Genomic DNA, 26239 nt, shown 5'->3' with positions numbered 1-26239 from the left:
CGCGCTCATGGAGTCCACCAGGGGTACCGTCGCCGAGCTGGTGGCCGCGGGGTGGGGCGACCACCGGCCGGGGCTGTGGTTCGAGGACAGGGCGCTGACCCACCACGAGGTGACCGCGGGCGCCGCGGCCCGCGCCGCGCTGCTCGCCGAACTGCTGCCGCCGGCCGCGGAGCCGCACGTGGGCGTCCTGCTCGACAACACCCCCGAGTTCCCGCTCTGGCTGTCCGCGGCTGCCCTCGCCGGCGCCGCGATCGCCGGGATCAATCCCACCCGCAGAGGCTCCGAACTCGCCCGGGACATCCTCCACACCGAGTGCCGGATCCTGGTCACCGAACGCACCCACCTGCCCCTCCTCACCGGCCTCGACCTGCCCGGAGTCCGCCTCCTCACCACCGGCACCGAGGCCTACGACGCCCTGCTCGCCCCCTACGCCGACGCCCGCCCCGACGCCTCCCGCTCCACCCCGGCGGACCGTCTCCTGCTCTACTTCACCTCCGGCTCGACCGGCGCCCCCAAGGCCGCCCTGTGCTCCCAGGGCCGCCTGGCCGCAGCCGGCCGCTCCCTCGCCAAGCAGTTCGCGGTCGTGGCGGACGACGTGCACTACGTCTGCATGCCGATGTTCCACGGCAACGCCGTGATCGCCGACTGGGCGCCCGCGCTGGCGGCCGGAGCGGGCGTCGCCCTGCGCCGACGGTTCTCGGCCTCCGGCTTCCTCACGGACGTACGGCGCTTTCGGGCCACGTACTTCACCTACGTCGGCCGGGCCGTCCAGTACCTCCTGGCCACCGAGGAGCGCCCCGACGACCGCGACCATCCGCTGCGGCTCGGCTTCGGCACGGAGGCGGGCGGGGTGGACGCGGCGGCCTTCGAGCGGCGGTTCGGGGTGCGGCTGGTGGAGGGCTACGGCTCGTCGGAGGGCGGGGCGGCGATCCAGTGGACGCCCGGGACACCGGCCGGGGCGGTCGGGCCGGCCGCCCCGGGGCTCGCGGTGCTCGACCCGGAGACGGGTGAGGAGTGTCCGCGGGCCGTGTTCGACGGAGCCGGGCGGTTGCTGAACGGGGACGAGGCCATCGGGGAACTGGTGAACCGGGGGCCGAACCCCTTCGAGGGCTACTGGCGCCATCCGGAGGCGGACGCCGAGCGGCTACGGGACGGCAGGTACTGGACCGGTGACCTCTTCTACCGGGACGACGACGGCTTCCTGTACTTCGCCGGCCGCACCGACGACCGGCTGCGCGTCGACAGCGAGAACCTGGCCGCCGCGATGATCGAGAACATCCTCGCCCGGTACGAGGGTGCCGACACGGTCGCGGTCTACGCGGTGCCGGATCCGGTGACCGGCGACCAGGTGATGGCGACGATCGCCGGCCGCTTCGACCCCGTCGCCTTCACCGCGTTCCTCCGCGCCCAGCCGGACCTCGGCACGAAGATGGCGCCCCGGTTCGTACGGGTGGTGCGGCGGATTCCGGTCACAGCCACGAACAAGATCCACCGAGCCCGGCTCAGGAAGGAGGGCCTGCGGTGCACCGACCCGGTGTGGTGGCGGCCGCCGGGGGAGGAGCGAACACGCCTCGCCATCGTCATCGTGCGCCGCCAGGGACTCGAACCCCGGACCCGCTGATTAAGAGTCAGCTGCTCTAACCAACTGAGCTAGCGGCGCATGACTCACGCCCTCCGCGCTTGCGCGGTTGGCGACAGGGAAAATACTACCTGGTCCGAAGGGGTGCTCCCGACAACCGGCCGAGGAGTTTCAGAGGGCCAGTGACAGCAGTACCGGAGTCGCGCCCCGGTTCAGCCGGTCCGCCGCCTGGCGGAGCCGGTGCGCGTGCTCGACCGGCAGGGACAGGGCGAGGCAGCCGACCGACGACCCCGCCGTGATCGGGACCGCGGCGCAGACCGTGCCGATCGCGTACTCCTGGAGGTCCAGGACGGGCACGGTGGGCGGCTGGGACTCCAGCCGGGAGAGCAGGAGCTTGTCACTGGTGATGGTGCGCGAGGTGAGGCGGGCCATCTTGTGGCGGGAGAGATGGTCGCGGCGGCCGTTGTGGTCGAGCTGGCCGAGCAGGCTCTTTCCGACCGCGGTGGCGTGGGCGGAGTAGCGGAAGTCGACCCACTCGTTGACCGCGGGCGTGGCCGGGCCGGCGGCGTACTGGGTGACCTTGACCTCGCCGTCGACGTACCGGCTGATGTAGACGGCGGCGCCCACGGAGTCGCGCAGCCGGTCGAGGGTGCGCTGGAGGTGCTCGCGCACGGCCTGGTCATGGCCGTGGGCGGAGCTCAGGCGGGTGAGCGCGTCCCCGGTGACGTACGTCCCGTCGGCGACCTGCTCGACGTACCCCTCACGGCGCAGCATCAGCAGGAGCGTGGTCAGCCGCTCCCTGCTGAGGCCGGTCCGGCGTGCGAGTTCGGCGTCGGTGACGCCGGTGGAGTGTCGTGCCACTGTCTCCAGGACGCGCAGGGCGTCCTGGGCCGAGTGGTACGGCGCGGTCGGCTCGTGCTTCAGCGCCACGGTTGTCCCCCTGCGGTCGCTTTCTGGGCCGTGATCCGGACAGCGGATCCCCTCCACGATAGCTGTCAAAAGGCCGGTGTGGAGTGGTTGTTGGCGAGATTGTGGCCCTCTCGGGGCCCCCTCAACTGCGACACTGACCCTTTGTCATATGCCGCCGTCAAGGACCGGCCTCGAGACCTGGCGTGACACTACCGGCGCGTCGCGTAATTACAGAACAGCGCTCAGGAATTCCCGGGTGCGGTCCTGCTCGGGATCGCCGAAGATCTGCTCCGGCGGACCCGACTCGATGACCCGGCCCGAGTCGAACATCAGTACCTGGTCGGAGATGTCCCGGGCGAAACTCATCTCGTGGGTCACGCAGAGCATCGTGATGTCGGTGGTGCGGGCGATGTCACGGAGCAGGTCGAGGACGCCCGCGACCAGCTCCGGGTCCAGCGCGGAGGTCACCTCGTCGAGCAGCAGCACCTTGGGCCGCATCGCCAGCGCCCGCGCGATGGCCACCCGCTGCTGCTGGCCGCCGGAGAGCTGTGAGGGCCGGGCGTCGCACTTGTCGGCGAGGCCGACCAGGTCGAGCAGTTCCCGGGCGCGCGCCTCCGCCTCGTCCTTGGACAGGCCGAGCACGGTCACCGGCGCCTCGGTGATGTTGCGCAGGACGGTCATGTTCGGGAACAGGTTGAACTGCTGGAACACCATCCCGATCTGCTTGCGCACCTCGCGGCACTGCTTGTCCGACGCCGGGAAGAGCCGCTGCCCGTCGACGGTGATCGTGCCCTCGTCGGGCTTGGTCAGTGTCATCAGCAGCCGCAGGATCGTGGTCTTGCCCGATCCGGACGGCCCGATGAGGGTGACGTGGCGGCCCGCCTGCACCGAGAAGTCCAGGTGGTCGAGGACGGTGTTGCTCCCGAACCGCTTGGTCACCTGCTCCAGGCGGATCAGCTCGCTGGGGGTCGTATGGAGGTCGGTCGGCTGCTTCGAGGTCTCAACGGACAAGGCGTCGCTCCAGGGTGCGCAGAAGAAGGGAGGCCAGATAGGAGATGACGATGAAGGCCACGCCGATCACCGTGAGGGGCTCGGTGAACTGGAAGTGCTGCTGGGAGAAGAGCCGTGCCTGGCCGAGCATGTCCAGGACGGTGATCACCATCAGCATCGGCGTGTCCTTGAGCATCGAGATCACGTAGTTGCCGAGTGCCGGCACGACCCTGCGGATCGCCTGCGGCAGGATCACCGCCGTCCAGGTCCGCCGACGCGACAGGTTCAGTGCCGTCGCCGCCTCCCACTGGCCGACCGGCACCGCCTCGATACCGGCCCGGTAGACCTGCATCGTGTACGTCGAGTAGTGCAGCCCGATCCCGATCACGCCGGTGGTCAGCGCCGAGAACGTCACGCCCCACTCGGGCAGCACGTAGAAGAGGAAGAACAGCTGGACCAGCAGCGGCGTGTTGCGCACGAACTCCGTGACGATCCCGACGGGCCAGCGCACGAAGCGGCTCGGCGTGCGCATCAGCAGCGCCCACACCAGCCCCAGGGCGAACGAGATCAGCGAGCCGAGGACCAGCGCCTGCAGGGTGATCAGCAGGCCGTCCCAGAACTGCGGCATGAAGTCGGATACGGCGTTCCAGTCCCACGTCATGCGACACCTCCACCGACACCGACCGGCCCGGGCTCCGTGACGGTCCTGCGCTCCGGCGCCTTCCCGACGTTCGCCTTCAACCGCGCCTCAAGACCGCGCATGAGCCGCGTGAGCAGGAAGGCGATCACGAAGTAGATGAGCAGGACGTACGCGTAGATCTCCGCGCTCTCCTGGAGCGCCAGCCGCACCAGGTTGCCACTGAAGGTCAGGTCGCCCATGCCCGTGATCGACACCAGCGCGGTGCCCTTGAGCAGCTCTACCAGCAGGTTGGAGAACGGCGGGATCATCTCCGGCACCGCCTGCGGCAGCAGGATCAGCCGCATCCGCTGCCACGGCGTGAAGCTGAGGGCGATCCCGCCCTCCTTCTGCGCCGGGTCGACGGCGGACAGCGCGCCGCGCACGATCTCCGCGCCGTACGCGCCGTAGGTCAGGCCGAGTGCCAGCGTGCCGGCCCACAACTGCACCAGCTGCCAGCCGAAGGCCAGCGGCAGCACGAAGAACACCCAGAAGATCATCACCAGGGCCGAGGTGCCGCGGAACACCTCCGTGTAGAAGCCCGCCAGGAAGCGGACGATCCGCAGCCGGTGGGTGCGCGCGATGCCGACCACGAAGGACACGACGACACCGAGCAGCGCGCTGAGCACGAGCAGCTGGATGGTGGTCCAGACGCCCTTGAGTACGAGTTCCCAGAGTCCCGAGGTCATCCGCCGCACAACTCCTTCGCGGTCAGATCGGTCATCTCGGCCTTGCTGAAGCCGAACGGCTCGAGGATCCGGAAGAGCTCGCCGCTCTTCTTCAGCTTCCGCAGCTCGACGTTGAAGGCGTCACGCAGCTTCGTCTCGGTCCGCCGGAAGGCGAAAGCGCCCCCGTCGACGTGCGGTTTGCCGTCCACCAGCGGTGCGAACGGCTTGGTCGCCTCGGCCTTGCTCGACTTCTTCACCACCTCTCGGGCGGTGAGCGCCGTACCGGCGAACACGTCGACACGTCCGGCCTCGACGGCGTTGAGCCCCGCGACCTGGTCGGGGACGATGAGGATGTCGCTCTGCTTGTACCCCGCGTCGACCGCGTACTGGATCTCGGCGTAGCCGGTCCCGGTCGCGAACTTCGCCTTCTTCTCGATGACGTCCTTGTAGGTGTGCAGCCCCTTCGGGTTTCCCTTGCGCACGATGAAGGAGTCGAGCATCTGGTAGTCGGGGTCGGCGAAGATGACCTGCTCGCAGCGCTCCGGGTTGACGTACATCCCGGCCGCGACCACGTCGAACTGCTGCGCGTTCAGGCCCGGTATGAGCGAGCCGAACTCGGTCGGCACGGGCTGCACCCGGTCCACTCCGAGCCGCTTGAAGATGACCTTGGCCAATTCGGGCGCCTCGCCGGTGAGGTTCCCGTCCTTGTCGATGTAGCCGAACGGGATCTCACCGGCGATCCCGAGCCGTACGACACCCTGCGCCCGCAGCCGGTCGAGCAGTTCCCCGCCCCCGGTCGTGGACGCCGTGGCCACGCGCGAGCAGCCGGCGGCACCCAGCGCGCCGAGCGCCGCCACCCCCGCGAGCAGCGACCGGCGAGCGGGTCCCGAGCCGTGCTCGGGGCGTCTCAGTGGACTGTGTGGACTTCTGCTTGGTGGAGCCATGGGCGCGCGGCTACCCGACGACGTGCCACTTATGCCGATCTTTTCAAGCCCCGCACGTCTGCCCGGCACCCTTGACCGCGGCGGAATCGGGCACTCCCATGGAGGGCATGGCTGACCGCTACATCGAAGTCTCGCTGGTCACACGTGACATCCACTGCACGGCCGAACTCCTCGACGACCGTGCCCCGATCACCTGCGCGACGGTCTGGGACGCCCTTCCGCTCGCCGGGGACGTCTACCACGCGAAATACGCACGCAACGAGATCTATGCCCTTTTCCCGCCCTTCGCGACATCCGAACCACCCCTGGAAAACCCGACCGTGACCCCCATACCGGGCGACCTCTGCTACTTCTCCTTCGCCGGCTCGGAGCTGGGCACGAAGGCGTACGGCTACGACCGCGAGGTCCGCCCGGGCACCACCCTCGTCGACCTGGCCCTCTTCTACGAACGCAACAACCTCCTCCTCAACGGCGACGTCGGCTGGGTCCCCGGCATCGTCTGGGGCCGGATCGTCGAAGGCCTGGAGGAGATGGCCACCGCCTGCAATGACCTGTGGCGCACGGGGGCCGCGGGGGAGACGCTCAGCTTCCGCCGGGGGTGACTCCCGCTTCGTACAGCGCGTGTGCCGCTCGCAGCACCAGGTCGTCGCGGTGGCGGGCGGCCACGAGTTGGAGGCCGACCGGCAGTCCGTCGGGGTCCGTGCCCACCGGGACGCTCGCCGCGGGCTGCTGGGTCATGTTGAAGGGATAGGTGAAGGGGGTCCAGCCCGTCCAGCGGTGGTGGCCCGAGCCCTTCGGCACCTCCGCGTCCGCCTCGAACGCGGTGATGGGGAGGGTCGGCGTGACCAGCAGGTCGTAGGTGTCGTGGAAACGGCCCATACGGCGGCCGAGTTCCATGCGCACGTCCACCGCCGCCAGGTAGTCCAGCGCGGAGCGGCGGGCGCCCTGCGCGGTGACGTCCCGGAAACCGGGGTCCAGCACCTCCCGTTGACGGGGTGACAGATGCTGGGCCACCCGGGCCGCCCCGCTGAACCACAGGGTGTGGAACGCCTCCACCGGGTCGGTGAAGTCGGGGTCGGTCTCCTCGACGTAAGCGCCGAGGCCCGCGAGCCGCTCCACGGCTCGGCGTACCGCCGCCGCCACCGCCGGACGCACCGCGACCTGACCGCCGAAGGTGGGTGAGTAGGCGACACGCAGCCCGCGCACACCCCCGCCCAGCGCGTCCGAGTACGGCCGCCCGGTCGGCTCCAGCGCCGACCAGTCCCGCGAGTCCGGCGCGGCGATCACGTCCATGAGCAGGGCCGCGTCGGCCGCGTCGCGGGTCATGGGACCCACATGGGCCAGGGTGCCGAAGGCGCTGGCCGGGTAGAGCGGAACCCGGCCGTACGTCGGCTTGAGCGCGAAGATCCCGCAGAACGCGGCCGGGATGCGCACACTGCCCCCGCCGTCCGTGCCCAGCGACAGCGGCCCGGCGCCGAGCGCCACCGCGGCCGCGCTGCCCCCGCTGGAGCCGCCCGCGGTGCGCGAGGGGTCGTGCGGATTGCGGGTCACGCCCGACAGCGGCGAGTCCGTGACGCCCTTCCAGCCGAACTCGGGTGTCGTGGTCTTGCCCAGGAAGACCGCGCCGTGCTCGCGCAGACGGGCCACGGAGGGGGCGTCCTCGTCCCAGGGCCCCGCCTCCGCGACGGTCTTCGAGCCGCGCAGGGTCGGATGGCCGCGCAGCAGCAGGATGTCCTTGACGGTGACGGGGACGCCGTCCAGCAGACCCGTCGGCTCGCCCCGCCGCCAGCGGTCCGCCGACGCCCGCGCCTGCGCCTGCGCCTCCTCGGCCAGGAGCCGGACGAACGCGTTCACCTCCGGCTGGATCCGCTCGGCCCGCTCCAGAGCCGCCCGGACCGCCTCCACGGGACTGAAGGCGCCCGCGCGATAACCCTCGACGAGTTCGACGGCGGTGAGGTCGGTCAGATCCGTCATGCGCCCTCCAGGGGAAGGTCAGTGGCCCGGTACGTATCCGCGCTTCTTGTCCACGACGTTCGTCAGGGATTTCCCGGCCGCCCAGCGCTCGAACAACTCCACGAACTGCGCGGCGAGTTCGTCTCGCCAGCCGACGGTGTCACCGCTCATGTGCGGGGACACGATCAGGCCCGGCACCTGCCACAACGGGCTGTCGGCGGGGAGGGGTTCGGTGCCGAAGACGTCCAGGGCGGCGCCCGCGATCCACCGCTTGGCGAGCGCCTCGACCAGCGCGTCCTCCACGACGAGCTGTCCGCGCCCGACGTTGACGAAGCAGGCGGACGGCTGCATCACACCGAAGCGGCGGGCGTCGAACATGCCGTGCGTGTCGTCGGTGAGCGGTGCGGCCGCGATCACCCAGTCGGCGCGGGCCATCAGCCGGTCCAGGTCGTCCGGTCCGTGGATGCCGGTGCGCGGCACCCGGCCGACGATCGCCGTGGTCACACCCAGCGCCTTCAGCGTGCGCGCGATCGCCCGGCCGATCGGCCCGGAGCCGACCACACAGGCGCGGGTGCCGGAGACCCGCCGGCTCTCGCGGTGCCGCCACTCCCGCTGCCGCTGGAGCTCCCACGTCCGGGGCAGGTCCTTCGCCATCGCCAGGACGAGAGCGGCGACGTACTCGGCGATCGGCTCGTCGAAGACGCCGCGCGCGTTGGTCACCACCGTGTCGGAGGCGGCGAGTTCCGGACACATCAGATGGTCCACGCCCGCGCTCGCGGTGTGCACCCAGCGCGGCCGGGGCCCCTCGCCCGGCCAGGCCGCGCGCACCGCGTGCGAGGCGAAGTCCCACACCAGCAGGACGTCGGCCTGTGGTAGCCGCTCGGCCAGCGTGCCGGGATCCGCGTGCACGATGCGCGCGCGTCCGGTGAGGCGGCCGAGGCGGGGGAGGGGATCGGCGTCCAGGACGAGCAGGGTGGGTGCGGTCATCGGGATGGGCGTTCCTCACGGATTGACCAAGTGCCTGACATGCGCGGATTGACCACGCTCGCACCCGAACCTACCTTCGTCAACACGGGCGATCGTACGGTCCGTTGTCCTTCCGTCTCTCACGGTGAGGCCGGTGCCTGCCATGGACGTCACTTTTCTCGGCGGCCCACGCGCCCAGCGCGGTGTCGGTGTCGTCGCCCCCTTCGACTTCGCACTCGACCGCGAGCTGTGGCGATGGGTGCCCGACCAGGTGTCGCTGCACCTCACGCGCACACCGTTCGTGCCGGTCGAGGTGAGTCTGGATCTCGCCCGCCGGGTGAGCGAGCACGAGACGCTCGGCGAGGCGGTGCGCACACTGATCGCCGTCACCCCCGAGGCCGTCGCCTACGCCTGCGCCTCCGGCAGCTTCGTCGGCGGGACCGCCGGGGAGCGGGCGATGTGCGAGACGATGACCCGGGCGGGCGCGGTGCCGTCCGTGACGACGTCCGGGGCGCTGCTCGAGGCGCTGGCCGAGCTCCGCGTACGCCGGGTCGCGCTGGTCACTCCGTACACGGAGTCGGTCACCCGGGCCCTGGAGTCCTACGTCGCCGAGGCCGGCGTCCGGGTCGCCGGCCGGGCGTTCATGGGCCTGACCCGGCACATCTGGAAGGTCCCCTACCGGGAGGTGGTGACCATGGCGCGGCAGGCGGTACGACCCGGGAACGCCGACGCGCTGTTCATCTCCTGCACCAACCTCCCCACCTATGACGTGATCCCCCAACTGGAGGCCGAACTGCGCATACCCGTCATCTCGGCCAACCAGGTCACGATGTGGGCGGCATTGCGCCGACTGGGTACCCGGGCCGTGGGGCCCTATCAGGCGCTGCTCGACACATCGGCACGGGATTGGCCCGTACTGCCGGAAGAACAGCAGGAAGGCTGGACATGACCGCACTCGGATTCCTCTACCCGGGCCACTCCGCCGAGGACGACTATCCACGCATCGAGCAGCTCCTGGGCAGTGACATCCGGGTGGACCTGGTCCACACGGACATCGGCGAGGACGCGCACCGCGTCGACGCCCTGCTGCGCATGGGGGCGCCCGAACGGCTCGAGGCCGGGGTCGAGCAGCTGCGGCTGGCCGGCGCCGAGGCCGTCGTCTGGGCCTGCACGAGCGGCAGCTTCGTGTACGGCTGGGAGGGCGCCCGGGAGCAGGTCCAGAATCTGGCGACCACCGCGGGTCTGCCCGCCTCCTCGACGTCCTTCGCCTTCGTGCACGCGGTGAGCGAGCTCGGGCTGCGCCGGGTCGCCGTCGCCGCGACCTATCCGGAGGACGTGGCCGCGCTCTTCTCGGAGTTCCTGCGGGCCGGGGGAGTGGAGGTGACCGCCGTGCGCGGCGCCGGGATCATCACGGCGGCGGAGGTCGGCACCTGGGGCGAGGCGGAGGTCCTTGAGCTGGCCCGCGCGGCAGACACTCCGGACGCGCAGGCCGTCCTCCTGCCCGACACCGCCCTCCATACCGCCGCCCACATCCCCACCCTGGAGAAGGACCTCGGCAAGCCCGTCCTCACCGCCAACCAGGTCACCGTCTGGGAGGCCCTGCGCCTGGCGGACCGCCGGGTGAACGCTCCGGCGCTGGGGACGCTGTTCTCCCGGGAGCCGCTGGTGCAGGTGTAGAGCGGCGGCCTGTGGCGGCGCCGGGGACGGGCTGATCGGTCGGTGTCGTGGGAATAAGCGGGGACTGCCTCCTGTTATGGGCCCGAGGACAGCGCACGGTCGTACAACAGGAGGCAGGCACCGTGGTGGCAGACGCAGACGAGATCCGGGGCACGGCACACGGCACCGCCCCCACCCCCCTCTCCGTACTCGACCTGGTCACCGTCGGCACCGGCCGCACCGCCACCGACGCGCTGCGCACCAGCGTCGACCTGGCCCGGTTCGCGGAGTCCCGGGGCTTCCACCGCTACTGGGTCGCCGAGCACCACTCCATGCCCGGCGTCGCCTCCTCCTCCCCGGCGGTGATCCTCGCCCACCTCGCCGCCCACACCGACCGCATACGCCTGGGCTCCGGCGGCGTGATGCTCCCCAACCACGCCCCGCTGGTGATCGCGGAACAGTTCGGCACGCTGGAGGCGATGGCCCCCGGCCGGATCGACCTCGGCCTCGGCCGCGCCCCCGGCACGGACGGCGCCACCGCGGCCGCCCTGCGCCGCACCGATCGGCTGAACGAGGGCGCCGACGACTTCCCCGAGCAGCTCGCCGAGCTGACCCGCTTCCTCGACGACGACTTCCCCGACGGCCACCCGTACCGCCGTATCCACGCCATCCCCGGCCCCGTCCAGTCGACCGCGCCCGGCGGTGTCCAGTCCCCGCACCGGCCGCCGATCTGGCTGCTCGGCTCCTCCGGCTTCAGCGCCCGCCTGGCCGGCGTCCTCGGCCTGCCCTTCGCCTTCGCCCACCACTTCTCCGCGCAGAACACCATCCCGGCGCTCGACCTCTACCGCGAGTCCTTCCGCCCGTCGGCCGTCCTCGACGAGCCGTACGCCCTCATCGGCGTCTCCGTCCTCGCCACGGACGACGAGCGTGAGGCCCGCCGCCAGGTGCTGGCCTCCGGCCTCAGCATGGTCCGCCTGCGCACCGGCCGCCCCGGTCTCTTCCCCTCCCCGGAGGAGGCGGAGGCCCACGACTTCAGCCCGCTGGAGCGAGAGTTCGTCGACTCGTGGGCCGGCAACATCGTCCACGGCACGGTCGACGAGGTCAGGACCGGCCTCGACGACCTCCGCAAGCGCACCGGCGCCGACGAGCTGATGCTCACCAGCCACGCCCACCGCGGCGAACTCCGCCTGCGCTCCTACGAACTGATCGCGGACGCCTACGGGTTGCCCACGGCGTAGCTCTCGGTGCCCAGCAGCTCGGAGATGCGATCCGGCGACACCGGGCGGGAGTACAGCCAGCCCTGACCGGTGTCGCAGCCGATGCCGCGCAGGCGGGTCGCCTGAGCGGAGGTCTCGACGCATTCGGCGGTGACCGTCAGGCCGAGGCGATGGGCGAGCTGGATCATCGCCTCGACGATCACCTCGTCCGCCTGGTTCGGCGGTACGGCCGGGTCCTTGGCCCCCTCGTACTGGAACCCCCGGACGAAGGAGCCGTCCAGCTTCAGCACCGACACCGGCAGCCGGCTGAGGTAGGCCAGGTTCGAGTAGCCCGTGCCGAAGTCGTCGATGGCGATGTGTACGCCCATCTCGCTGAGCGCCTGGAGCGCCTGGAGGGGCCGCCCCGCGGAGCCCATCACCGCGGACTCGGTGAGCTCCAGCTGGAGCAGCTCGGGCGCGAGCCCCGTCTCCGCGAGGATGTCCGCCACGTCGGCGACCAGGTCGGAGTCCCACACCTGCCGCACGGCCACGTTGACGCTGACGAAGATCGGCGACTCGTCCGGGTGGTCCAGCTGCCAGCGGCGCGCCTGCCGACAGGCCGTGGCCAGGATCCAGCGGCCCAGCGGCACGATCGAGCCGTCCTCCTCGGCCAGCGCGACGAACCGATTCGGCGTCAGCAGGCCGAACTGCGGGTGATCCCAGCGCACCAGCGCCTCGACGCCCCGCAGCCGTCCGTCCGACATCGCCACCAGCGGCTGGTACTCCAGCACGAACTCGCCGCGCTCGATGGCCGGCCGCAGCGCAGACGCCAGCGCCTGACGGGTCACCAGGTGCGCGTTGCGCTCCGGGTCGAACAGTGTCCAGCGGTCCTTGCCGTCCGCCTTGGCCCAGTACAGCGTCGTGTCCGCCGCCTGCATCAGCCCGTTCGCGGTGGTGCCCGCCGCGTGCCGCTCCACCACCCCGATCGACGCGGACAGCGACAGCCGCCGGCCGGCCAGGTCGAACGGCGCCTGGAGCGCCTTCAGCACGGACTGGGCGAGCTCGGAGAGCTGGTCGGTGCCCGTGGAGTCCTCGACCAGCAGCGCGAACTCGTCACCGCCGAGCCGCGCCACCAGCGGTGTGCTCGCCCTGGCGTACCCGGCCTCGTCGGCGCAGCGGGTCAGCCGCTCGGCCACGGCGGCCAGCAGTCGGTCGCCGACGCGGTGGCCGAGCGTGTCGTTGATCGCCTTGAAGCCGTCCAGGTCCAGGTAGCACAGCCCGATCCGGCCGGTGCCGCTCTGCTCGTACGCCTCCGCCTCCAGCGCGGCGGAGAGCCGTTCGAAGAACAGCGTGCGGTTGGGCAGCCGGGTCACCGGGTCGTGCATCTGCAAGTGCCTGAGCCGTGCCTGGAGTTCACGGCGGGCGCTGATGTCGGCGACGGAGAGCAGCACCCCGGGCTCCGCGTCGTCGAGCGGTGCCACGGTGACCTGGACCCACAGCGTCTGCCCGTCGGGGTGCTTGAGCCGGCGCGTGCACCGCAGCCGCGCCCGCCGGCCCCCCAGCACCTCGCGGTAGGCGTGCCAGACGCGCGCGTCGGAGGCGAGGTCCACCAGGTCGGCGGCGACGCACCCGGCGAGGGCGTCCGGCTCCGTGCCGAGCAGTGTGCCGAGCGCGCCGTTGCCGCTGACCACGAGGCCCTCACGGTCGACCACGGCCATGGCGAGCGGGGCGGCCGCGAAGGCGGAGCGGTACGAAGGGGGCTCGGCACGAAGAGGCGCATGGGAATCACTCTCTGTGACGGCTGACCGGGCGAGGTCTGCCGCGGGCGTCGGCCCTTCGGACGTTTCGTTCACCGCTCGCTCCCGCATGCAGTCGATCGTTGTCCGTGCAGCAAAGTGCGCCGATCATAGAGGCTGGCCCCAGGCCCTTCCAGCCGGTGTCCCATGTCCCGGAGCGCTCCCGGGGTGACCCACCCCTTTGGCAGATCGTTTCTGCCCGCGCCTGGGCGGGTTCTTCAAGCGGCCGACCGCTTGTGACGTTCCGTGAGTGATTCGGGGTGTCGGTTTTACCCGGTTTCCGAGGCTCTCACTCATCTGGTGCAGACAAACAAGGCATACAACAGCAAAGTCACACAGGCTGGGTGCGGTGTCCCGAGAACCGCACCCGGAGGTCCCTGTGCCGCGTCAGCTCCCGCGCCCCCGACTGCGCAGCACCGCGGCCGTGTTCACCACCCTCTCGGCACTCGCCGCGACCTCGATCTTCACCGGCCCCTCGGCCGCCGAATCCTTCGCGGGCTCACCCTGCGCCCTGCGGCGCACCGCCGCACATCACTCCGAGGGCCTCGACACCTGGAACGCCGCCTACGCGCGCCCCGACCGCTCGCTGGAGGCGGTCATGGTCTTCCTGTCCTTCCCGGACTGGCCCCCCATGACGAGCCCCGCCGAACTCGCCGCCGACCACTTCCCGGCCACCAGCCAGTTCTTCGAGCGCGCCTCCTACGGCAAATTCACCCTGCGCGCCCATCCCCTGGACCGCTGGGTCCGGATGCCGAGGCCGTCCACCGCGTACGCCATACAACGCGACTGGAGCCCGGCCCACCGCACCGCCTACCTGCGGGACGCCCTCGCCGCGGCCGACGGGCAGGTCGACTTCTCCCGCTACGACATCGTCTACTTCGTCGCCGACCCGGACGCGCCCGGCGTGGACTCGGACGCCACCAAGGTCGTCAACCTCGACCGCCCGCTGCACGCCGACGGCACGGACATCCGCCGGGTCGTCACGGTGTTCGAGCAGCACCCGCCGGACCACCTCGTCCTCGCCCACGAGACGGGGCACGTCTTCGACCTGCCGGACCTGTACCGCCGGCCCATGGACGGCAAGGGCGACTGGGACACCCATGTGGGTGACTGGGACCTGATGGGGAGCCAGTTCGGGCTCGCCCCCGACCTCTTCGCCTGGCACAAGTGGAAGCTGGGCTGGCTGGATCCGCGGCAGGTGGTGTGCGTCGGGGGGCCGCAGCCGACGCGGCTGACCCTGGAGCCGCTGGGCGCCGGCCCGGGTGTGCCGCTGAAGGGCGCCGCCGGGGCACCGGTCTTCGGCCTCGGCGGCGGAACCAAGCTCGCGGTGGTGCGTACGGGTGCCGACAGCGCGCTCGCCTTCGAGGCGCGCGGACAGCTGGGCAACGACAGCTCCGCCTGCCGGGCCGGGGTCCTGGTGTACCGCGTACGCAGCGAGACCGAGTCCGGCCAAGGCCCCGTCGAGGTGATCGACGCCCACCCGCGCACCGTGGCCTGCTGGGAGGACTCGGTCTACCCGCCCCTCGCCGACGCCCCCATCGCCCTCGGCGAGGGCTTCACGGTGCCGGGGGAGGACGTACGGGTGGACGTGGAGGGACGCACCGCCTCGGGGGCCGAACACGCCTCGCCATCGTCATCGTGCGCCGCCAGGGACTCGAACCCCGGACCCGCTGATTAAGAGTCAGCTGCTCTAACCAACTGAGCTAGCGGCGCCTGCTGACGTCGTAGACCTTAGCATCCAGGTCGGCGGGAGGAAAAATCGATATCCGCACGGCTGCGCGGGCCGCCCGGACGGCCGCCCAGACCATGATTTCAGGGCCCGGCAGCCAGGGGTGACGGGTGTCGGGGGCGACGAGCCAGCGGACGGTACGGGGGCGAGTGCCCGGCGCCGCGGGCATGGGCGGCGGCACGGTCACCGCGTCGCCGTTGCCGTGGCACAGCAGCGGCGGGATGTCGGCCGTACGGCTGCTCGAGTGACCGCGAGAGCCCCACTCCTCCCACTCCAGCAGCGCCGGCAGCCGCTGGGCCGTGCCGGGCGCGGCGAACAGCAGCATCCGCCCGCGGTACTCCGCCACCGGGCCGGAGCCCGGGCCGTCGTCCCAGAGCCGGTCCAGCATCCGGCGCCCGAAGAGCGCGGGTGCGCTGACGACGTCGAAGACGGCGCCGCAGGGCAGCACGGCCGGGGCGTCCGGCCGCTCGTCCCAGAGGGCGAGCGTGCTGCGGGGATACGTTCCTGTCGAGGCGAGCCAGGCGGCGCCCTCCGGGGTGACCCATGCACTGCTCATACCGACAGGTCTACCGACCGTGAGCGCCCGGCTTCCAAGGGTTGCGAGAAACCCGGACAGGCATGGGCCGAAGGGAGTATCTTGCCCACCCGGCATATGCCAGGGCGAGATGCGGGCGGGCTCCGCCGGGGGCCGGGCCGGCTCATCCCGGCTCGGTGGAAGCCGTTCCCTCGCTGCCGCTCTGCAGGTCCCGACCGAACTCGATCATCTTCTTCGCGTAGTCCTCGGTCCACTCGGCCCGCTCGGCGATGTCCGCCGCTGTCAGCCGGTCGAACCGGCGGGGGTCGGCGAGCTGGGCGGCTGCCATCGCCTGGAACTCCATCGCCCGGTCGGTCGCCGCACGGAACGCCTGCGTCAGCTCCGTGGCGCGCGCCAGCAGCTCCCGCGGGTCGTCGATCGACTCCAGATCGAAGAAGTGCTCCGGATCGGCGGCCGCTTCCGCGGGCTCGAAGAGCAGGGGCGCGGGGCGTAGCCGCGGTTCGTTCCGACGCGGCGTGGGCTCCGCCATGTCTTCTCTCCTCCTCGTACGGTTCGGCAGGTTCGGGCGGGCCGGACGGCGCCGCCGGGGGTGGGCCGTCTTCCATTGTCGCCCGGGGCGCAAGGGGGCCCCGGACGAGCGAGCTCCCGGCTCCCCGCACCTTCAAGGACGCAGGCGCACCCGGTGTTCCCCGAGGTGGGTCGGCACCGTGTGATTCGCCTCCCAGCCGTCGGGGGTGTGTCCATCGGCCGTCTCCGGCGGGGTGCCGGGCTCCGTCCGGCTGGTGGGGGGAGTCAGCCAGGCGCGAGCCGGGCGTTGGTCAGGAGCGCAGGCGCACCCGGTGTTCCCCGAGGTGGGCCAGCACCGTGTGATTCGCCTCCCAGCCATCCGGGAACTTCACGATCGTCCCCAGCTGGACCGGCTCCGTCGACGGGTAGTCGTCGAGGAGGTCGCCGACGCCGGCGCGGCAGATCACGATGCAGGCGTGGCGGTGGCGGGAGGCGAGAACGCACAGGCGGCCGGTCTCCAGGTGGAAGGCGGTGGCGTCGGGGCGGCCGGAGAGCGGGTGGAGGACGACCGTCACGTCGTACTCGCGGCCCTGGAGCCGGTTGGCCGTGTCGACGGTGACGTCGGTGACGCCCAGTTCCGTCAGCGCCGCCCGCACCGCCGCCGCCTGGTCCCGGTGGGCCGTGCCGACGGCGATCCGGTCGGCGGTCAGGGGAGCCGGGTCCGGTGAGCGTTCCGACGTGGCCGCGCCGCCCCGGTCGAGCAGGCGCCGTACGACCGCCGCCACCGCCCGCACCGCCTCCGGGTCGGTGCGCGGGGTGTGCCGGGCGGGCAGTTCCAGCAGTCCCCATCCGGACTCCGCGGCCTCGTCGATCACCCGGTCGGGGCCCGAGCCGTCCGACGCGACGGCGAAGGAGAGGCGGCGGTCGCCCTGGCCCGTGCCGCTGCGGAACGGGGTGTACGGGTAGAACGCGTCGGAGACCAGGGGCGCGGCCGACGCCGGGAGCCGCCAGGACACCGGGAGGCGGTGCTGCGGCAGCGTCGGGTTGTGCGCGAGCAGGGTGGAGACGGCGGAGGCCGACGGGTCGTACGACAGGCCCGCCCACTGTTCGCTGCCCACGATCGCGAACGGGTCCAGCTGACCCGGGTCGCCCACGAACAGGGCCCGCTCGAACAGCCCGGCCACGGCCAGCAGGCTGTCGGAGCGCATCTGGTACGCCTCGTCGACGATCGCGTGCGGCCACGGCTCGTCGGTCTTCACGTGCGCCCACTTGGCAGCCGTGGAGATCACGACCGGGAGCCCGTTCAGGTCCCCGGCCTTCGCCGACGTGCGGACCTGCGGCAGGTCGTCGAGCGCCTTGTCGTACGCGTCGGCGTCACTGCTGTGCAGCCGCCCCACCGGCAGCTCGGGGTTCTTCTCGGCGAGCCTCAGCACCAGGTCGTCGACCTGGGCGTTCGTCTGCGCCACCACCATCAGCGGGCGTCCCGCGTCGGCGAGTTCGAGTGCCGCGCGCACGACGAGCGTGGACTTGCCGGCGCCGGGCGGCGAGTCGACCACCACACCGCGCGCGGAGCCGTGCAGCGTGTCGTGGAGGATCGCGTCGGTGGCCCGGGTGGCCGCGGCACCGGGGTCGAACGCACGCGCGGTGCCCTGCCCGTAGGCGGCCTCCTCGGTCTGGGGCGCGGTCAAAGAACGTCCTCCTCGGTCACGGGATCGGCGGCCTCCGGCACGGCGGCCGTCTCACCCGGCGGGCCGCCGTGCGTCCACGGTGTCTCCTCCGGGTCGGGCAGCTTCGCGCCGCCCCGCTGCTCGTGCTCGAACACGGTGAAGCAGACCCGGTCGCCCTTCTCGGGCACCGACCCCGCCTCGGGCTCCTTGCCGCGGCCCATCTTGTCGACGATCCGCAGCACCACCAGACCGTCGCCCTCCAGGCCCACGAACTCCGCCGCCTGCGGCTTCCCGGCGAGCGACCGGTACACCTTCACCCGCTCCCCGAGGTGCGGCCGGTCGTCCGTGCGGACCGTGACCAGCGGGCGAGGGCTGGGCCGCTTGCCCTCGCTGTACGCCATGACGACGTCCGTGACCTCGCCCGCGAACGCCTCCCCGGCCAGCCGCCGCCCCGCCATCACCAGCGGATCGTCGAGGGCTTCCTGTGCCTCCAGGCGGGCCTGTTCGCGCTCGCGCGTCGCGAGCTTGTTGGCGGCGGTGACCGCGTCGTCGCGGCGCGGCTGCGGGGGCTCGCCGGCCACCACACGGTCGCGGTGGCCGGTGAACGACCAGCGGTCGCGCGTCCACCGCTCCTCGACGTGCGCCCCCTCCGGCAGCGCCCGCAGCAGGTCGAGGCCCCGCCACACCGCGTCCCACGTGGGCCGCGTACGGCTCTCGACCAGGGCGCGGATCTCCCGTTCGGCGGCGGTGAGCGCACCGAGCCGGTCGTCCGCCTCCAGCCCGTCCTCGGCGGCCGCGAGGGCGGTACGCGCGCGGTCGTAGCGCTCGATCGCCGGGGCGAGCAGCTTGTTGTCGAACGCCGGGTCGGTGGCCGGGCCGGCCGGCGGGCACAGCAGCTGTCCCTCGTCGTCCCGGCCCACCTCGGCACGCAGCGCCGCCTCGGCGCCCGTGGCGCCGTCGGGAGGATCGATCCACGCGAGGAGGGCGCCCAGGTGCTGGTCCTCCAGGGTGGACTGGCCGGTCGCCCAGTGGCGGGACAGCACCTCGGTCATGGCCAGGAGCAGCGAGGAGCCGGGCACCCGGGCCCGCTCCCCGAAGTGGGTCAGCCAGCGCCCCAGCAGCGGCACGCGCGGCGGGGCGGGGTACGGGGTCTCCGGGTCCTGCTCCGCCGTACGCCGGAACCGCATGGAGCGGCCCAGGAGCCGTACGAGGTCGACGCCCGCGCGGCTCGGAACGATCAGCTGCGGCGCGTCCGCGCACAGCTCGACCTCGACCTTGACCCGTTTGCCGGTCTCCGGGTCGGTCTCGTTGCGTTCGGCGGCCTCGACGACGTCGGCGTAGCCGTCGATGTACGGCAGGACCAGGTCGGCCAGCTCCGCGAGGAACGCGAATCTGAGGTCGCGGTCGCGCGGCTGCGGTACGACGAGCAGGCGCGGCGCGTCCCGGTCGGTGCCCACCAGCGCGCCCAGCGGGGCGCCGGCCTCACCGGCGGTGATGAGCGGCACGAACACCAGCGGCCGGTCGGACAGGTGACGGTGGCGGACGGTGGCGATGGGCTGGGCGCGCCCGGTGCTGACGGCCTCGAGACGGGCGAGGGTGGCGATCAGCGACACACGCCCACCCCTTCGCCGAGCGTCTCCGCACGCAGCTCGCCGAGCGCCTCCGCTCGCAACTCGGCCGCGCGGCGCAGTGCCGCGACCGCCGGGTCGTCCGGGTCACCGGCCTCCCCGCGGGCCGCCGCCAGGACGTCCTCGACGGTCGTCAGACCGCCCAGTTCGGCGCGGACCGAGCGGCCCAGGGAGGTCACCGCGCCGTCCGCGCGGGAGCGGTCGCGGCAGTGGAAGGCCAGCTCGCACGCGGACAGGCACTCGGGCGCGTATGTCGCCGGGACCGACTCGACGGCGGCCGTGAGCTCCTCGGCCGGCAGGCCGGGGGAGAAGCACGTGCCTTCGGGGAGCGCGTCGGCGATGTCCTGCACGCGCGTGAGGCGGGCCAGTTGACGGCTGGTGACCGCGCGCTGCTTGCGGACGTCGACCGCGGACGCCGTAGGCAGGTTGGAGAAGTCCTTGGGGCAGACCAGCAGGACCCGGTGCCGCACGGGCGGGGGCGGGTCCAGGCGGGCGGCGACGTCCTCCAGCGCCAGCACGTACACCGCCGCCTGCCGGGCTGCCGCGCCGACCTTCGCGGGGTCCGCCGAACCGTCCACCATCGGGAAGGACTTGATCTCGACGACCGTCCAGCTGCCGTCCGGGTGCACGACGACGGCGTCCGGCTCCAGGAACGCGGGGGAGCCGGCCACGTCGAGCGCCAGCATCGGGTGGTCGAGGAGCGTCCAGTTGCCGCGCGCCGCGGTGGCGGTCTCCCGCAGCTCCAGCGCCGTACGCGCCGTCCGGCCCTCGGGGCCGATCGCGGACAGGTCGGGCACGCGCGCGTCGGCGGGCGGTTCGGCCCTGGGGTCTAGCTTCTCGTGCACCAGCCGCAGCAGCTCCTTGCCGCCGTCGGCCTTGACCTTCGCCTCGAACGCGTTGCCACGCGTGAGGGCGAACTGCGACTGACCGAACGCCGACGGCGAACCCAACGCGTCCGCCAGGGCCGCCTTGTTCACCCCGGCGCCGTCCAGGATCGCGCGCCGTCTGCACCCGGGGTTCGCGGCGAGCGCCGCGAGGGCGCGGGCGTCCAGCGCCTTGGCCGGTACGTCGGGACCGCGCAGCTCAGCGAGCCGGTGCCGGAGCGCCGTCCCCCGCGTCCGTGGGGGAGGCACTCGGCTCGGCTCCTGACCCGAACCGCGCATCGCGCTGCCGTGGAATTCGCTCACCCGTGGAAGTCTGGCATCCGCCACTGACAATCGGGGCACGTGCGTCGCCGGGGGCGGCGGAGGGGGAGGAGCCGCCAGAGGTGCCCGAGACCCTGGATACCGCGGAGGCCTCGGACACCGCGGAGACCTCGGATACGGGGGCGACCCCGGAGATCGACGGGACGGACCCGGAGCGGTCCGCGAACGCGGCCTTCGCGTGGTCCGCGGCGCGGTTCACCAGGGGCGCCAGCAGGAACCCGACGCCCATCACGGCCGCACCCGCGACCGCGTCGAGGAAGTAGTGGTTGGCGGTGCCCATCACGACGATCGTGGTCACCAGCGGGTAGATCACGCCCGCGGCCTTCGCGGCCGGCGTCCGGCCGTGCCGCCACAGCATCACCCCGCACCACAGCGCCCAGCCCACGTGCAGGCTCGGCATCGCCGCGTACTGGTTCGTCATGCCGCCCATCCCGCGCGGCGCGCTCGCCTCGCCGCCCCACCAGCCGTACGAGCTGTACTGGGCCATCGTGTCAACGAACCCGTGACCGGCCGACAGCAGGCGGGGCGGGCAGGTCGGGAGCAGGGTGAAACCTATGAGGCCGATGAACGTGGAGGTCATCAGCCAGGTGCGGGCCGCGCGGTAGTGCGCGGAGCGGGAGCGGAACAGCCATATCAGGATCGCCGGAGTGACCAGGTAGTGCAGCGACGCGTACCAGAAGTCGGCGGGTATCCCGAGCCATGCCTCGCGGGTGAAGAGACGGTTCAGCGGATGCTCGGCGTTGATGTGCAGGAACTTCTCGACGCGCAGGATCGTCAGACCGTGGTCGACGGCCGAGGAGACGTCGCCGCGCGCGAGGAGCCGGCCGGCCGAGTAGCAGGCGTACACCAGCAGGATCAGTGGCAGTTCGGTCCACCAGCGCAGGCGGGCACGCGAGGCTGCCTCGATGTCCGGTGTCTCGGTCTGCGGCATCCGATCGCCTCCCCCTTCGGTCTTGCGCGGCGCCCGGCGGTCCGGCTGTGCCACTTTACGGCGTATGCGGGCGCCCTCGCCGGGCGCCCCGGCCCTGATAGACGCTGAGATCGCCCACCGGGTTGCCACCGGGAGGTGTGCGCGATGATGGAGAGGTTCCGTCTGACGTTCACTTTCGGAGGGGTCCTCCATGGCACCGCGCATCCTGCTGGCCCGGCACGGACAGACGGAGTGGTCGCTGTTGGGCAAGCACACCGGCAGGACCGACGTGCCTCTCCTGGAAGAGGGGCGCCGCGGTGCCAAGCTGCTCGGTGAGCGACTGCACAGGGCGCCGTTCGACAACCTGTCCGGCGTCGAGATACGCACCAGTCCCCTGTCACGCGCGCGTGAGACATGCGAACTCGCGGGGTTCGGTGAGCGCGCGACCACCTGGGACACGCTCATGGAGTGGGACTACGGGGCGTACGAGGGCATGACCCCGGCGGAGATACAGGCCCTCCGGCCGGGCTGGCTGATCTGGCGGGACGGGGTTCCCGAGGGGGAGACGCTGGACGAGGTGTCCGCGCGGGCCGACGAGGTCGTCGCGTGGGCGCGGGCGCGGGAACGCGATGTACTGGTCTTCGCCCACGGCCACATCCTTCGGTCGATCGGTGCGCGGTGGCTGGGACTGCCGTTGGAATTCGCGGCGCGGATCCGGCTGAACCCGACGTCGCTGTCCGTCCTGGGGTGGGCCTACGGGGAGCCCGCGATCGAGAGCTGGAACGATCTGGGGCACCTGGTCTAGCCGACGGGGCGCGGCCGGGGCCGACGCGGTCACGCCCGCGCGGGAGCGACACCCGGTCACGCCATGCGCGGGAGCGACACCCGGTCACGCCATGCACGGGAGCGACGCGTGTCGCTCCAGGAAGCCCGACACGCCCGACGCCCTGCGGTGCGGCAACAGCACGCGCGCGGTGCCCGACAGCATCGTCTGGATGCGGGAGGACTGCACCTCCGCCAGGAGGTCCAGCACGCGCATCCCCGCGATGGCCGCCTCGTCGGGGCGGCCTCCCCGGGCCAGGTCGTCCGCCAGTTCCGCCGTGTACAGCGCGATGTTCCGCGTGAAGTGGGGGTCCTGCAGCTCCGCCGCCCGCCGCGCGTGCCGGGCCGCCCGGGTCCAGTCGCCCAGCGCGGACCAGCACTGTGCCTCCAGCCCCTCCAGCTCGGCCTCGCCGTAGAAGCTCATCCACTCGGGGTCGGCGTCGCAGGGGCCCCGGTCGAAGAGGGCCTGCGCTCGGACGAGGGCCTGTTCGCAGCCCGCGCGGTCGGCGAGCCCGGCCCAGCCGCCCGCCTCGCGCAGCGCGAGCAGGGACATCAGCCGGGCGGAGCCCAGCGGGCGCGCGACGCGCTGTGCGGCCTGGGCCGCCCGGAACGCCTCGCGGGGCCGGCCGGCGTCGCGCGCGAGGAAGGCGGTGTTGCAGAAGGCGTGCGCCTCCAGGCCGGCGTCCCCGTTCACGCGCGCGGTGGCGAGCGCCTCCGCGTAGTGCGAGCGGGCGTCGTCGAAGCGCCCTGAGTCGTGCGCCAGCCAGCCCACGGAGATGGCGAGTTCACCGGCACCCGAGTGCAGCCGGTCGGCGGTCGCCTGCCGGGTCGCCTGGGCGTCCAGCAGCGCGTACGCGGCGCGCAGCGGGGCCGCCGCGCGCCGGTAGAGACCGTCGGCCCCGTGCCGGTCGTCGAGCAGTCGGATCCTGCGGACCGCTTCTTCCAGGGCGCTCGCCTCACCCGCGCCGACGCGGCGGGCGGGCCGCTGTGCGGCCGAGGCGTCGAGGGCGAGCCCGAAGGGGCCCAGTGAGGCGGCGGCCACCGTGGCGCCCCCGCCTTTCATGAATGCGCGACGCAGCACGTCGCTCTCCTCGTGGTTGTCGTACCTGTCGTACGGGTCCTGCGTGTCATACGGCTCGTGCGCCCCTCGCGTCTCACCAGAGGCGTACGCAGGGCTCGTGGCCTGCGCGAGGGGCGCGCCCTCGGCGGCGCGCGCTCCTCGTCCACGTACGGACGAGCGAGGCGCGAAGCCGAGGTCGGTGAGCGTGCGACCGGGGAACATATGCAGAAACACCCGCTCGTACGCGTAGTTGGGGCAGCGGATCTCACCCGCTTCCACCCGGCCGATGTAGCGCGCGTCACAGCTGACCTGCTCCCCGATCTCGTGCGCCGCCCGCCGCACGAGGGCGGCGAACTCGGCGGGTGAGCGCTGGCCGCGCGCCTGCCGGAAGGCGAGATTGGGTCGCGGTGGCCGACTGGGCTGTGATGAGCTCACCGTTGACGACGCCATGGCCGGGTCCTCTCGTGCGAACCGTCGAACCATGCCGGGTTCGGGTGAGTTATCCATGTGACACCCTGTTTCCGGCGGGCAAGAACGTACCTGCTGTGGCCGTCCCGCCACGCTGCGTTTGGCTACAAACCGGATATCTCATGCGCGATCTGCCATGAACTGCCATCCTTGCGGCGGACTTCCGCCGTAGCCGTTGACGCCGTGCCGCGTTGAACCCCGTGGACTGCAAGAGGGGTTCCGTGGTGGAGGTCGGGATGAAGGCCAGCCAGAGCATCGATCCTCGTACGCCGACGGCGACGGGGGGCGCGACCGCGGAGCGCGGTGCGCCGCCCCGGGCGGGCTGCGAGGTGGTCACCGTTCCGGCGCGACAGGGGTTGGAGGCCGTCGACATCCTGCGGCGGTGCGCCGGGGACGCGGTCGGGCCCATCCTGCACGACGACGGCTGCGGCACACTCGGCTTCGTGGTGCCGCCGGGGACCGCCGCCGCCTGGGACGTGCCGGGCAGCACCTGTACGGAGACCGATGGACGCGGGCTGCGGCTGAACCCCGAGCCGCCGGTGGACGGATCGGACTGGCTGCTGCCCCCGGAGGAGGCGGACCCGGCGACGGACCCCGCGGTGCTGCGGGCGGCGCTCGGCGAGGCGGCACGGCTGATCGAGGCCGCTGACAGCCGAAGATGAATGTCTCCGTACCGCGACTGCCCCGACCCGCGGGGGCGTGAGTCCGCGGCCGCCTCGGCCCGCGGGGGCGGGAGTCCGCGGCCGCCTCGGCCCGCGGGGGCGGGAGCCCGCGATCGCTCCGGCCCGCGGGCGCGTGAGCCGTGACTGCCCCGGCCCGCGGGCGCATGACCGTCGCCCGGCTGCGAAAATAGGGCAATGGGAAAGTCCAGGAAGGGCCGGCGCGGGCAGGACGCCGTCGATGCCGTCGTCGAGACCGTCGACGGTGGGCTGGCTCAACTGATACCCGACCGGGACCGGGCACGGGCCTGGACGCTCCTGATCGACGGTGCCCCGCAGTCGCACGTGGACCTCGACGACCCGGCGTTCCTCTCGTTCGAGTACCAGCGCCGCCTCGGACACGTCATCGACCTCACCGGGCCGCCCGGCAAGCCCCTGCGCGCCGTCCACCTCGGCGGCGGCGCCTTCACGCTCGCCCGCTACCTCGCCGCCACCCGCCCCCGCTCCACCCAGCAGGTCGTCGAACGGGACGCCGCCCTGGTCCAACTGGTCCGCCGCGAGTTGCCGTTGGATGCGAACGCCAGGATCCGGGTGCGATCGGTGGACGCCCGGGAGGGGCTCGGCAAGGTGCCGGACGGCTGGGCCGACCTCGTCATCGCCGATGTGTTCAGCGGAGCCCGCACACCGGCCCACCTGACCTCGACCGAATTCCTGGACGACGTCCGCAGGGTCCTCGCCGCCGGCGGCCTGTACGCCGCGAACCTCGCCGACGGTCCGCCGCTCACCCACTTGCGCGGCCAGATCGCCACCGCCGCCGCCCGCTTCCCGGAACTGGCGCTGATCGCCGACCCCGCCGTCCTGCGCGGCAAACGCTTCGGCAACGCGGTCCTCGTCGCCTCCGACCGCCCCCTGCCGGTGGCCGAGCTGACCCGCCGGGCCGCCTCCGACCCGCACCCCGCCCGGGTCGAGCACGGCAAGCCACTCACCGACTTCACCGGAGGAGCGGTACCGGTGACGGACGCGGCGGCGGTCGCCTCCCCGGCGCCACCGCCCTCGGTGTTCCGCTGAATCGCTGGTTGCCGCCGGCGCGCTGGTCCCCGCCGGCGCGCTGGTCCCCGCCGGCTCGCTGGTTGGCGCCGGCTCAGTAGTTCCCGATCTCCACCCGCGGCGGCCCGTCGTGCCAGGTGCAGAACACCGACACCCGGTCCGCGCCGGAGCTGAACTCGACCCGGATCCACGTCTCCGTCTTCCACACCTGCATGGACCAGCCCGTGCCCGGCGTGGCCGACACGAGCATCGCGGAGGCCGTGCCGAGGGAGAAGACCACGCGCCCGCCGTCGGTGTCGTAGCTCTTCACCTGGCCGGAGGGGCTGGGGGACGCCTCGGGGGTCCGGGCCGGGGGCCGGGAGGGCTTCGGCCTGGCGGACGGGCGGCTCGGGCTCGCCGAGGGACTCCTCGACGGGGACGGCCGGTCGGGGGTGGCCGACGCCAGTGCCTTCGACTCCTGCGTGGTCGCGTCGGCCGCCGTGACGGGCAGGGCGCGGGGCGGGTCGTAGGCCGTGCCGGCCAGCACCGTGTGCACGCCCCACCACGACAGCGTGGCTGCCGCGCCCGTGGCGAGCGTCCAAGCCAGTACGTGTACGAGTCCTCTGCGCATCGCCGGTCATACTGCCTCACACGGCCTCACCCGTCACAGCGGCCTCACGGGTGCCCCAC

General features: G+C 72.4%; 25 protein-coding genes and 2 tRNA genes. 9 read left to right on the top strand and 18 right to left on the bottom strand.

The window, feature by feature from the left end:
• The first annotated feature begins 7 nt into the window (after nucleotides 1-7).
• The gene (locus IG99_RS44825) at nucleotides 8-1621 is read left to right on the top strand and encodes an AMP-binding protein (RefSeq protein ID WP_078947822.1); all 1614 of its coding nucleotides are present in this window, start codon (nucleotides 8-10) and stop codon (nucleotides 1619-1621) included.
• On the opposite strand, the gene IG99_RS21840 is transcribed toward IG99_RS44825, so the two are convergent.
• The 6 genes from IG99_RS21840 to ehuB all read right to left on the bottom strand — a co-directional run bounded on the left by IG99_RS21840 (nucleotide 1587) and on the right by ehuB (nucleotide 5766).
• Nucleotides 1587-1660 (bottom strand) — tRNA-Lys (locus tag IG99_RS21840). The two genes, IG99_RS44825 and IG99_RS21840, sit on opposite strands and share 35 nt — an antisense overlap.
• A gap of 90 nt (nucleotides 1661-1750) precedes the next feature.
• On the bottom strand, nucleotides 1751-2509 hold the full coding sequence (locus IG99_RS21835; protein WP_037676472.1) for an IclR family transcriptional regulator: 759 nt from the start codon (nucleotides 2507-2509) through the stop codon (nucleotides 1751-1753).
• A gap of 207 nt (nucleotides 2510-2716) precedes the next feature.
• Nucleotides 2717-3499 carry an ectoine/hydroxyectoine ABC transporter ATP-binding protein EhuA gene (gene ehuA / locus IG99_RS21830; protein WP_037676471.1) on the bottom strand — a complete coding sequence of 261 codons (783 nt, stop codon included), beginning with the start codon at nucleotides 3497-3499 and terminating at the stop codon, nucleotides 2717-2719.
• Nucleotides 3489-4139 (bottom strand): ectoine/hydroxyectoine ABC transporter permease subunit EhuD, encoded by a 651-nt coding sequence (ehuD, locus tag IG99_RS21825; RefSeq protein WP_037676470.1) that lies wholly within the window; start codon nucleotides 4137-4139, stop codon nucleotides 3489-3491. Before ehuD ends, ehuA begins: the two co-directional genes overlap by 11 nt.
• Nucleotides 4136-4843, bottom strand: a complete 708-nt coding sequence (gene ehuC / locus IG99_RS21820; protein WP_037676469.1) for an ectoine/hydroxyectoine ABC transporter permease subunit EhuC — start codon at nucleotides 4841-4843, stop codon at nucleotides 4136-4138. The genes ehuD and ehuC overlap by 4 nt, the downstream gene beginning before the upstream one ends.
• Nucleotides 4840-5766 (bottom strand): ectoine/hydroxyectoine ABC transporter substrate-binding protein EhuB, encoded by a 927-nt coding sequence (gene ehuB / locus IG99_RS21815; RefSeq protein ID WP_037676468.1) that lies wholly within the window; start codon nucleotides 5764-5766, stop codon nucleotides 4840-4842. Before ehuB ends, ehuC begins: the two co-directional genes overlap by 4 nt.
• Nucleotides 5767-5873: 107 nt before the next feature.
• On the opposite strand from ehuB, the gene IG99_RS21810 reads away from it, so the two are divergent.
• A complete protein-coding gene (locus tag IG99_RS21810; protein WP_037676558.1) occupies nucleotides 5874-6368 on the top strand; it encodes a DUF3830 family protein in 495 nt (164 codons plus the stop codon).
• Here the strand turns inward: IG99_RS21810 and IG99_RS21805 are convergent.
• The gene (locus tag IG99_RS21805; protein ID WP_037676466.1) at nucleotides 6349-7740 is read right to left on the bottom strand and encodes an amidase; all 1392 of its coding nucleotides are present in this window, start codon (nucleotides 7738-7740) and stop codon (nucleotides 6349-6351) included. The genes IG99_RS21810 and IG99_RS21805 overlap by 20 nt on opposite strands.
• An 18-nt stretch (nucleotides 7741-7758) precedes the next feature.
• A complete protein-coding gene (locus IG99_RS21800) occupies nucleotides 7759-8706 on the bottom strand; it encodes a D-2-hydroxyacid dehydrogenase (protein WP_037676464.1) in 948 nt (315 codons plus the stop codon).
• Between the two features lie 142 nt (nucleotides 8707-8848).
• On the opposite strand from IG99_RS21800, the gene IG99_RS21795 reads away from it, so the two are divergent.
• The 3 genes from IG99_RS21795 (at nucleotide 8849) to IG99_RS21785 (ending at nucleotide 11579) form a co-directional block, all read left to right on the top strand.
• On the top strand, nucleotides 8849-9634 hold the full coding sequence (locus tag IG99_RS21795) for a maleate cis-trans isomerase family protein (RefSeq protein WP_037676463.1): 786 nt from the start codon (nucleotides 8849-8851) through the stop codon (nucleotides 9632-9634).
• The gene (locus tag IG99_RS21790; protein WP_037676462.1) at nucleotides 9631-10362 is read left to right on the top strand and encodes a maleate cis-trans isomerase family protein; all 732 of its coding nucleotides are present in this window, start codon (nucleotides 9631-9633) and stop codon (nucleotides 10360-10362) included. The genes IG99_RS21795 and IG99_RS21790 overlap by 4 nt, the downstream gene beginning before the upstream one ends.
• A gap of 122 nt (nucleotides 10363-10484) precedes the next feature.
• Nucleotides 10485-11579, top strand: a complete 1095-nt coding sequence (locus IG99_RS21785; protein WP_037676461.1) for an LLM class flavin-dependent oxidoreductase — start codon at nucleotides 10485-10487, stop codon at nucleotides 11577-11579.
• Here the strand turns inward: IG99_RS21785 and IG99_RS21780 are convergent.
• A complete protein-coding gene (locus IG99_RS21780) occupies nucleotides 11558-13390 on the bottom strand; it encodes a putative bifunctional diguanylate cyclase/phosphodiesterase (protein ID WP_037676460.1) in 1833 nt (610 codons plus the stop codon). The two genes, IG99_RS21785 and IG99_RS21780, sit on opposite strands and share 22 nt — an antisense overlap.
• 322 nt (nucleotides 13391-13712) lie before the next feature.
• Here IG99_RS21780 and IG99_RS44250 point away from each other — a divergent pair, with 322 nt between their 5' ends.
• Nucleotides 13713-15011, top strand: coding sequence for a M6 family metalloprotease domain-containing protein (locus IG99_RS44250; protein WP_078947827.1), 1299 nt, complete (start codon nucleotides 13713-13715; stop codon nucleotides 15009-15011).
• Here IG99_RS44250 and IG99_RS21770 read toward each other — a convergent pair.
• The 7 genes from IG99_RS21770 to IG99_RS21745 form a co-directional block, all read right to left on the bottom strand.
• A tRNA-Lys gene (locus IG99_RS21770) sits at nucleotides 14973-15046 on the bottom strand. The genes IG99_RS44250 and IG99_RS21770 overlap by 39 nt on opposite strands.
• The gene (locus IG99_RS44820) at nucleotides 15037-15618 is read right to left on the bottom strand and encodes a bifunctional DNA primase/polymerase (RefSeq protein ID WP_063768324.1); all 582 of its coding nucleotides are present in this window, start codon (nucleotides 15616-15618) and stop codon (nucleotides 15037-15039) included. Before IG99_RS44820 ends, IG99_RS21770 begins: the two co-directional genes overlap by 10 nt.
• A gap of 142 nt (nucleotides 15619-15760) precedes the next feature.
• On the bottom strand, nucleotides 15761-16126 hold the full coding sequence (locus IG99_RS21765; RefSeq protein WP_037676458.1) for a hypothetical protein: 366 nt from the start codon (nucleotides 16124-16126) through the stop codon (nucleotides 15761-15763).
• Between the two features lie 289 nt (nucleotides 16127-16415).
• Nucleotides 16416-17792, bottom strand: coding sequence for an AAA domain-containing protein (locus IG99_RS21760; RefSeq protein WP_051865722.1), 1377 nt, complete (start codon nucleotides 17790-17792; stop codon nucleotides 16416-16418).
• Nucleotides 17789-19384, bottom strand: coding sequence for a hypothetical protein (locus IG99_RS21755; RefSeq protein WP_037676457.1), 1596 nt, complete (start codon nucleotides 19382-19384; stop codon nucleotides 17789-17791). Before IG99_RS21755 ends, IG99_RS21760 begins: the two co-directional genes overlap by 4 nt.
• A complete protein-coding gene (locus IG99_RS21750; protein ID WP_051865719.1) occupies nucleotides 19375-20532 on the bottom strand; it encodes a hypothetical protein in 1158 nt (385 codons plus the stop codon). The genes IG99_RS21755 and IG99_RS21750 overlap by 10 nt, the downstream gene beginning before the upstream one ends.
• Entirely contained in the window at nucleotides 20483-21535 is a 1053-nt protein-coding gene (locus tag IG99_RS21745; protein WP_037676456.1) for a phosphatase PAP2 family protein, read from the bottom strand. The genes IG99_RS21750 and IG99_RS21745 overlap by 50 nt, the downstream gene beginning before the upstream one ends.
• Before the next feature lie 190 nt (nucleotides 21536-21725).
• On the opposite strand from IG99_RS21745, the gene IG99_RS21740 reads away from it, so the two are divergent.
• The gene (locus IG99_RS21740; protein ID WP_037676454.1) at nucleotides 21726-22319 is read left to right on the top strand and encodes a histidine phosphatase family protein; all 594 of its coding nucleotides are present in this window, start codon (nucleotides 21726-21728) and stop codon (nucleotides 22317-22319) included.
• Between the two features lie 84 nt (nucleotides 22320-22403).
• Here the strand turns inward: IG99_RS21740 and IG99_RS21735 are convergent, their stop codons facing one another.
• A complete protein-coding gene (locus tag IG99_RS21735) occupies nucleotides 22404-23846 on the bottom strand; it encodes a tetratricopeptide repeat protein (protein ID WP_037676453.1) in 1443 nt (480 codons plus the stop codon).
• Nucleotides 23847-24100: 254 nt separating this feature from the next.
• Between IG99_RS21735 and IG99_RS21730 the strand changes: the two genes are divergently transcribed.
• Entirely contained in the window at nucleotides 24101-24526 is a 426-nt protein-coding gene (locus IG99_RS21730) for a hypothetical protein (protein WP_051865738.1), read from the top strand.
• 195 nt (nucleotides 24527-24721) lie between these two features.
• Nucleotides 24722-25591, top strand: a complete 870-nt coding sequence (locus tag IG99_RS21725) for a spermidine synthase (protein ID WP_037676451.1) — start codon at nucleotides 24722-24724, stop codon at nucleotides 25589-25591.
• A gap of 73 nt (nucleotides 25592-25664) precedes the next feature.
• On the opposite strand, the gene IG99_RS21720 is transcribed toward IG99_RS21725, so the two are convergent.
• A complete protein-coding gene (locus IG99_RS21720; RefSeq protein WP_037676450.1) occupies nucleotides 25665-26180 on the bottom strand; it encodes a hypothetical protein in 516 nt (171 codons plus the stop codon).
• Between the last annotated feature and the right edge of the window lie 59 nt (nucleotides 26181-26239).

The sequence above is a fragment of the Streptomyces griseus subsp. griseus genome (assembly GCF_000720255.1).
Classification (GTDB): Bacteria; Actinomycetota; Actinomycetes; order Streptomycetales; family Streptomycetaceae; genus Streptomyces; species Streptomyces griseus_I.
Note: the sequence above shows the minus strand (reverse complement) of the source record. Positions and strands in the feature narration are given on the sequence as shown.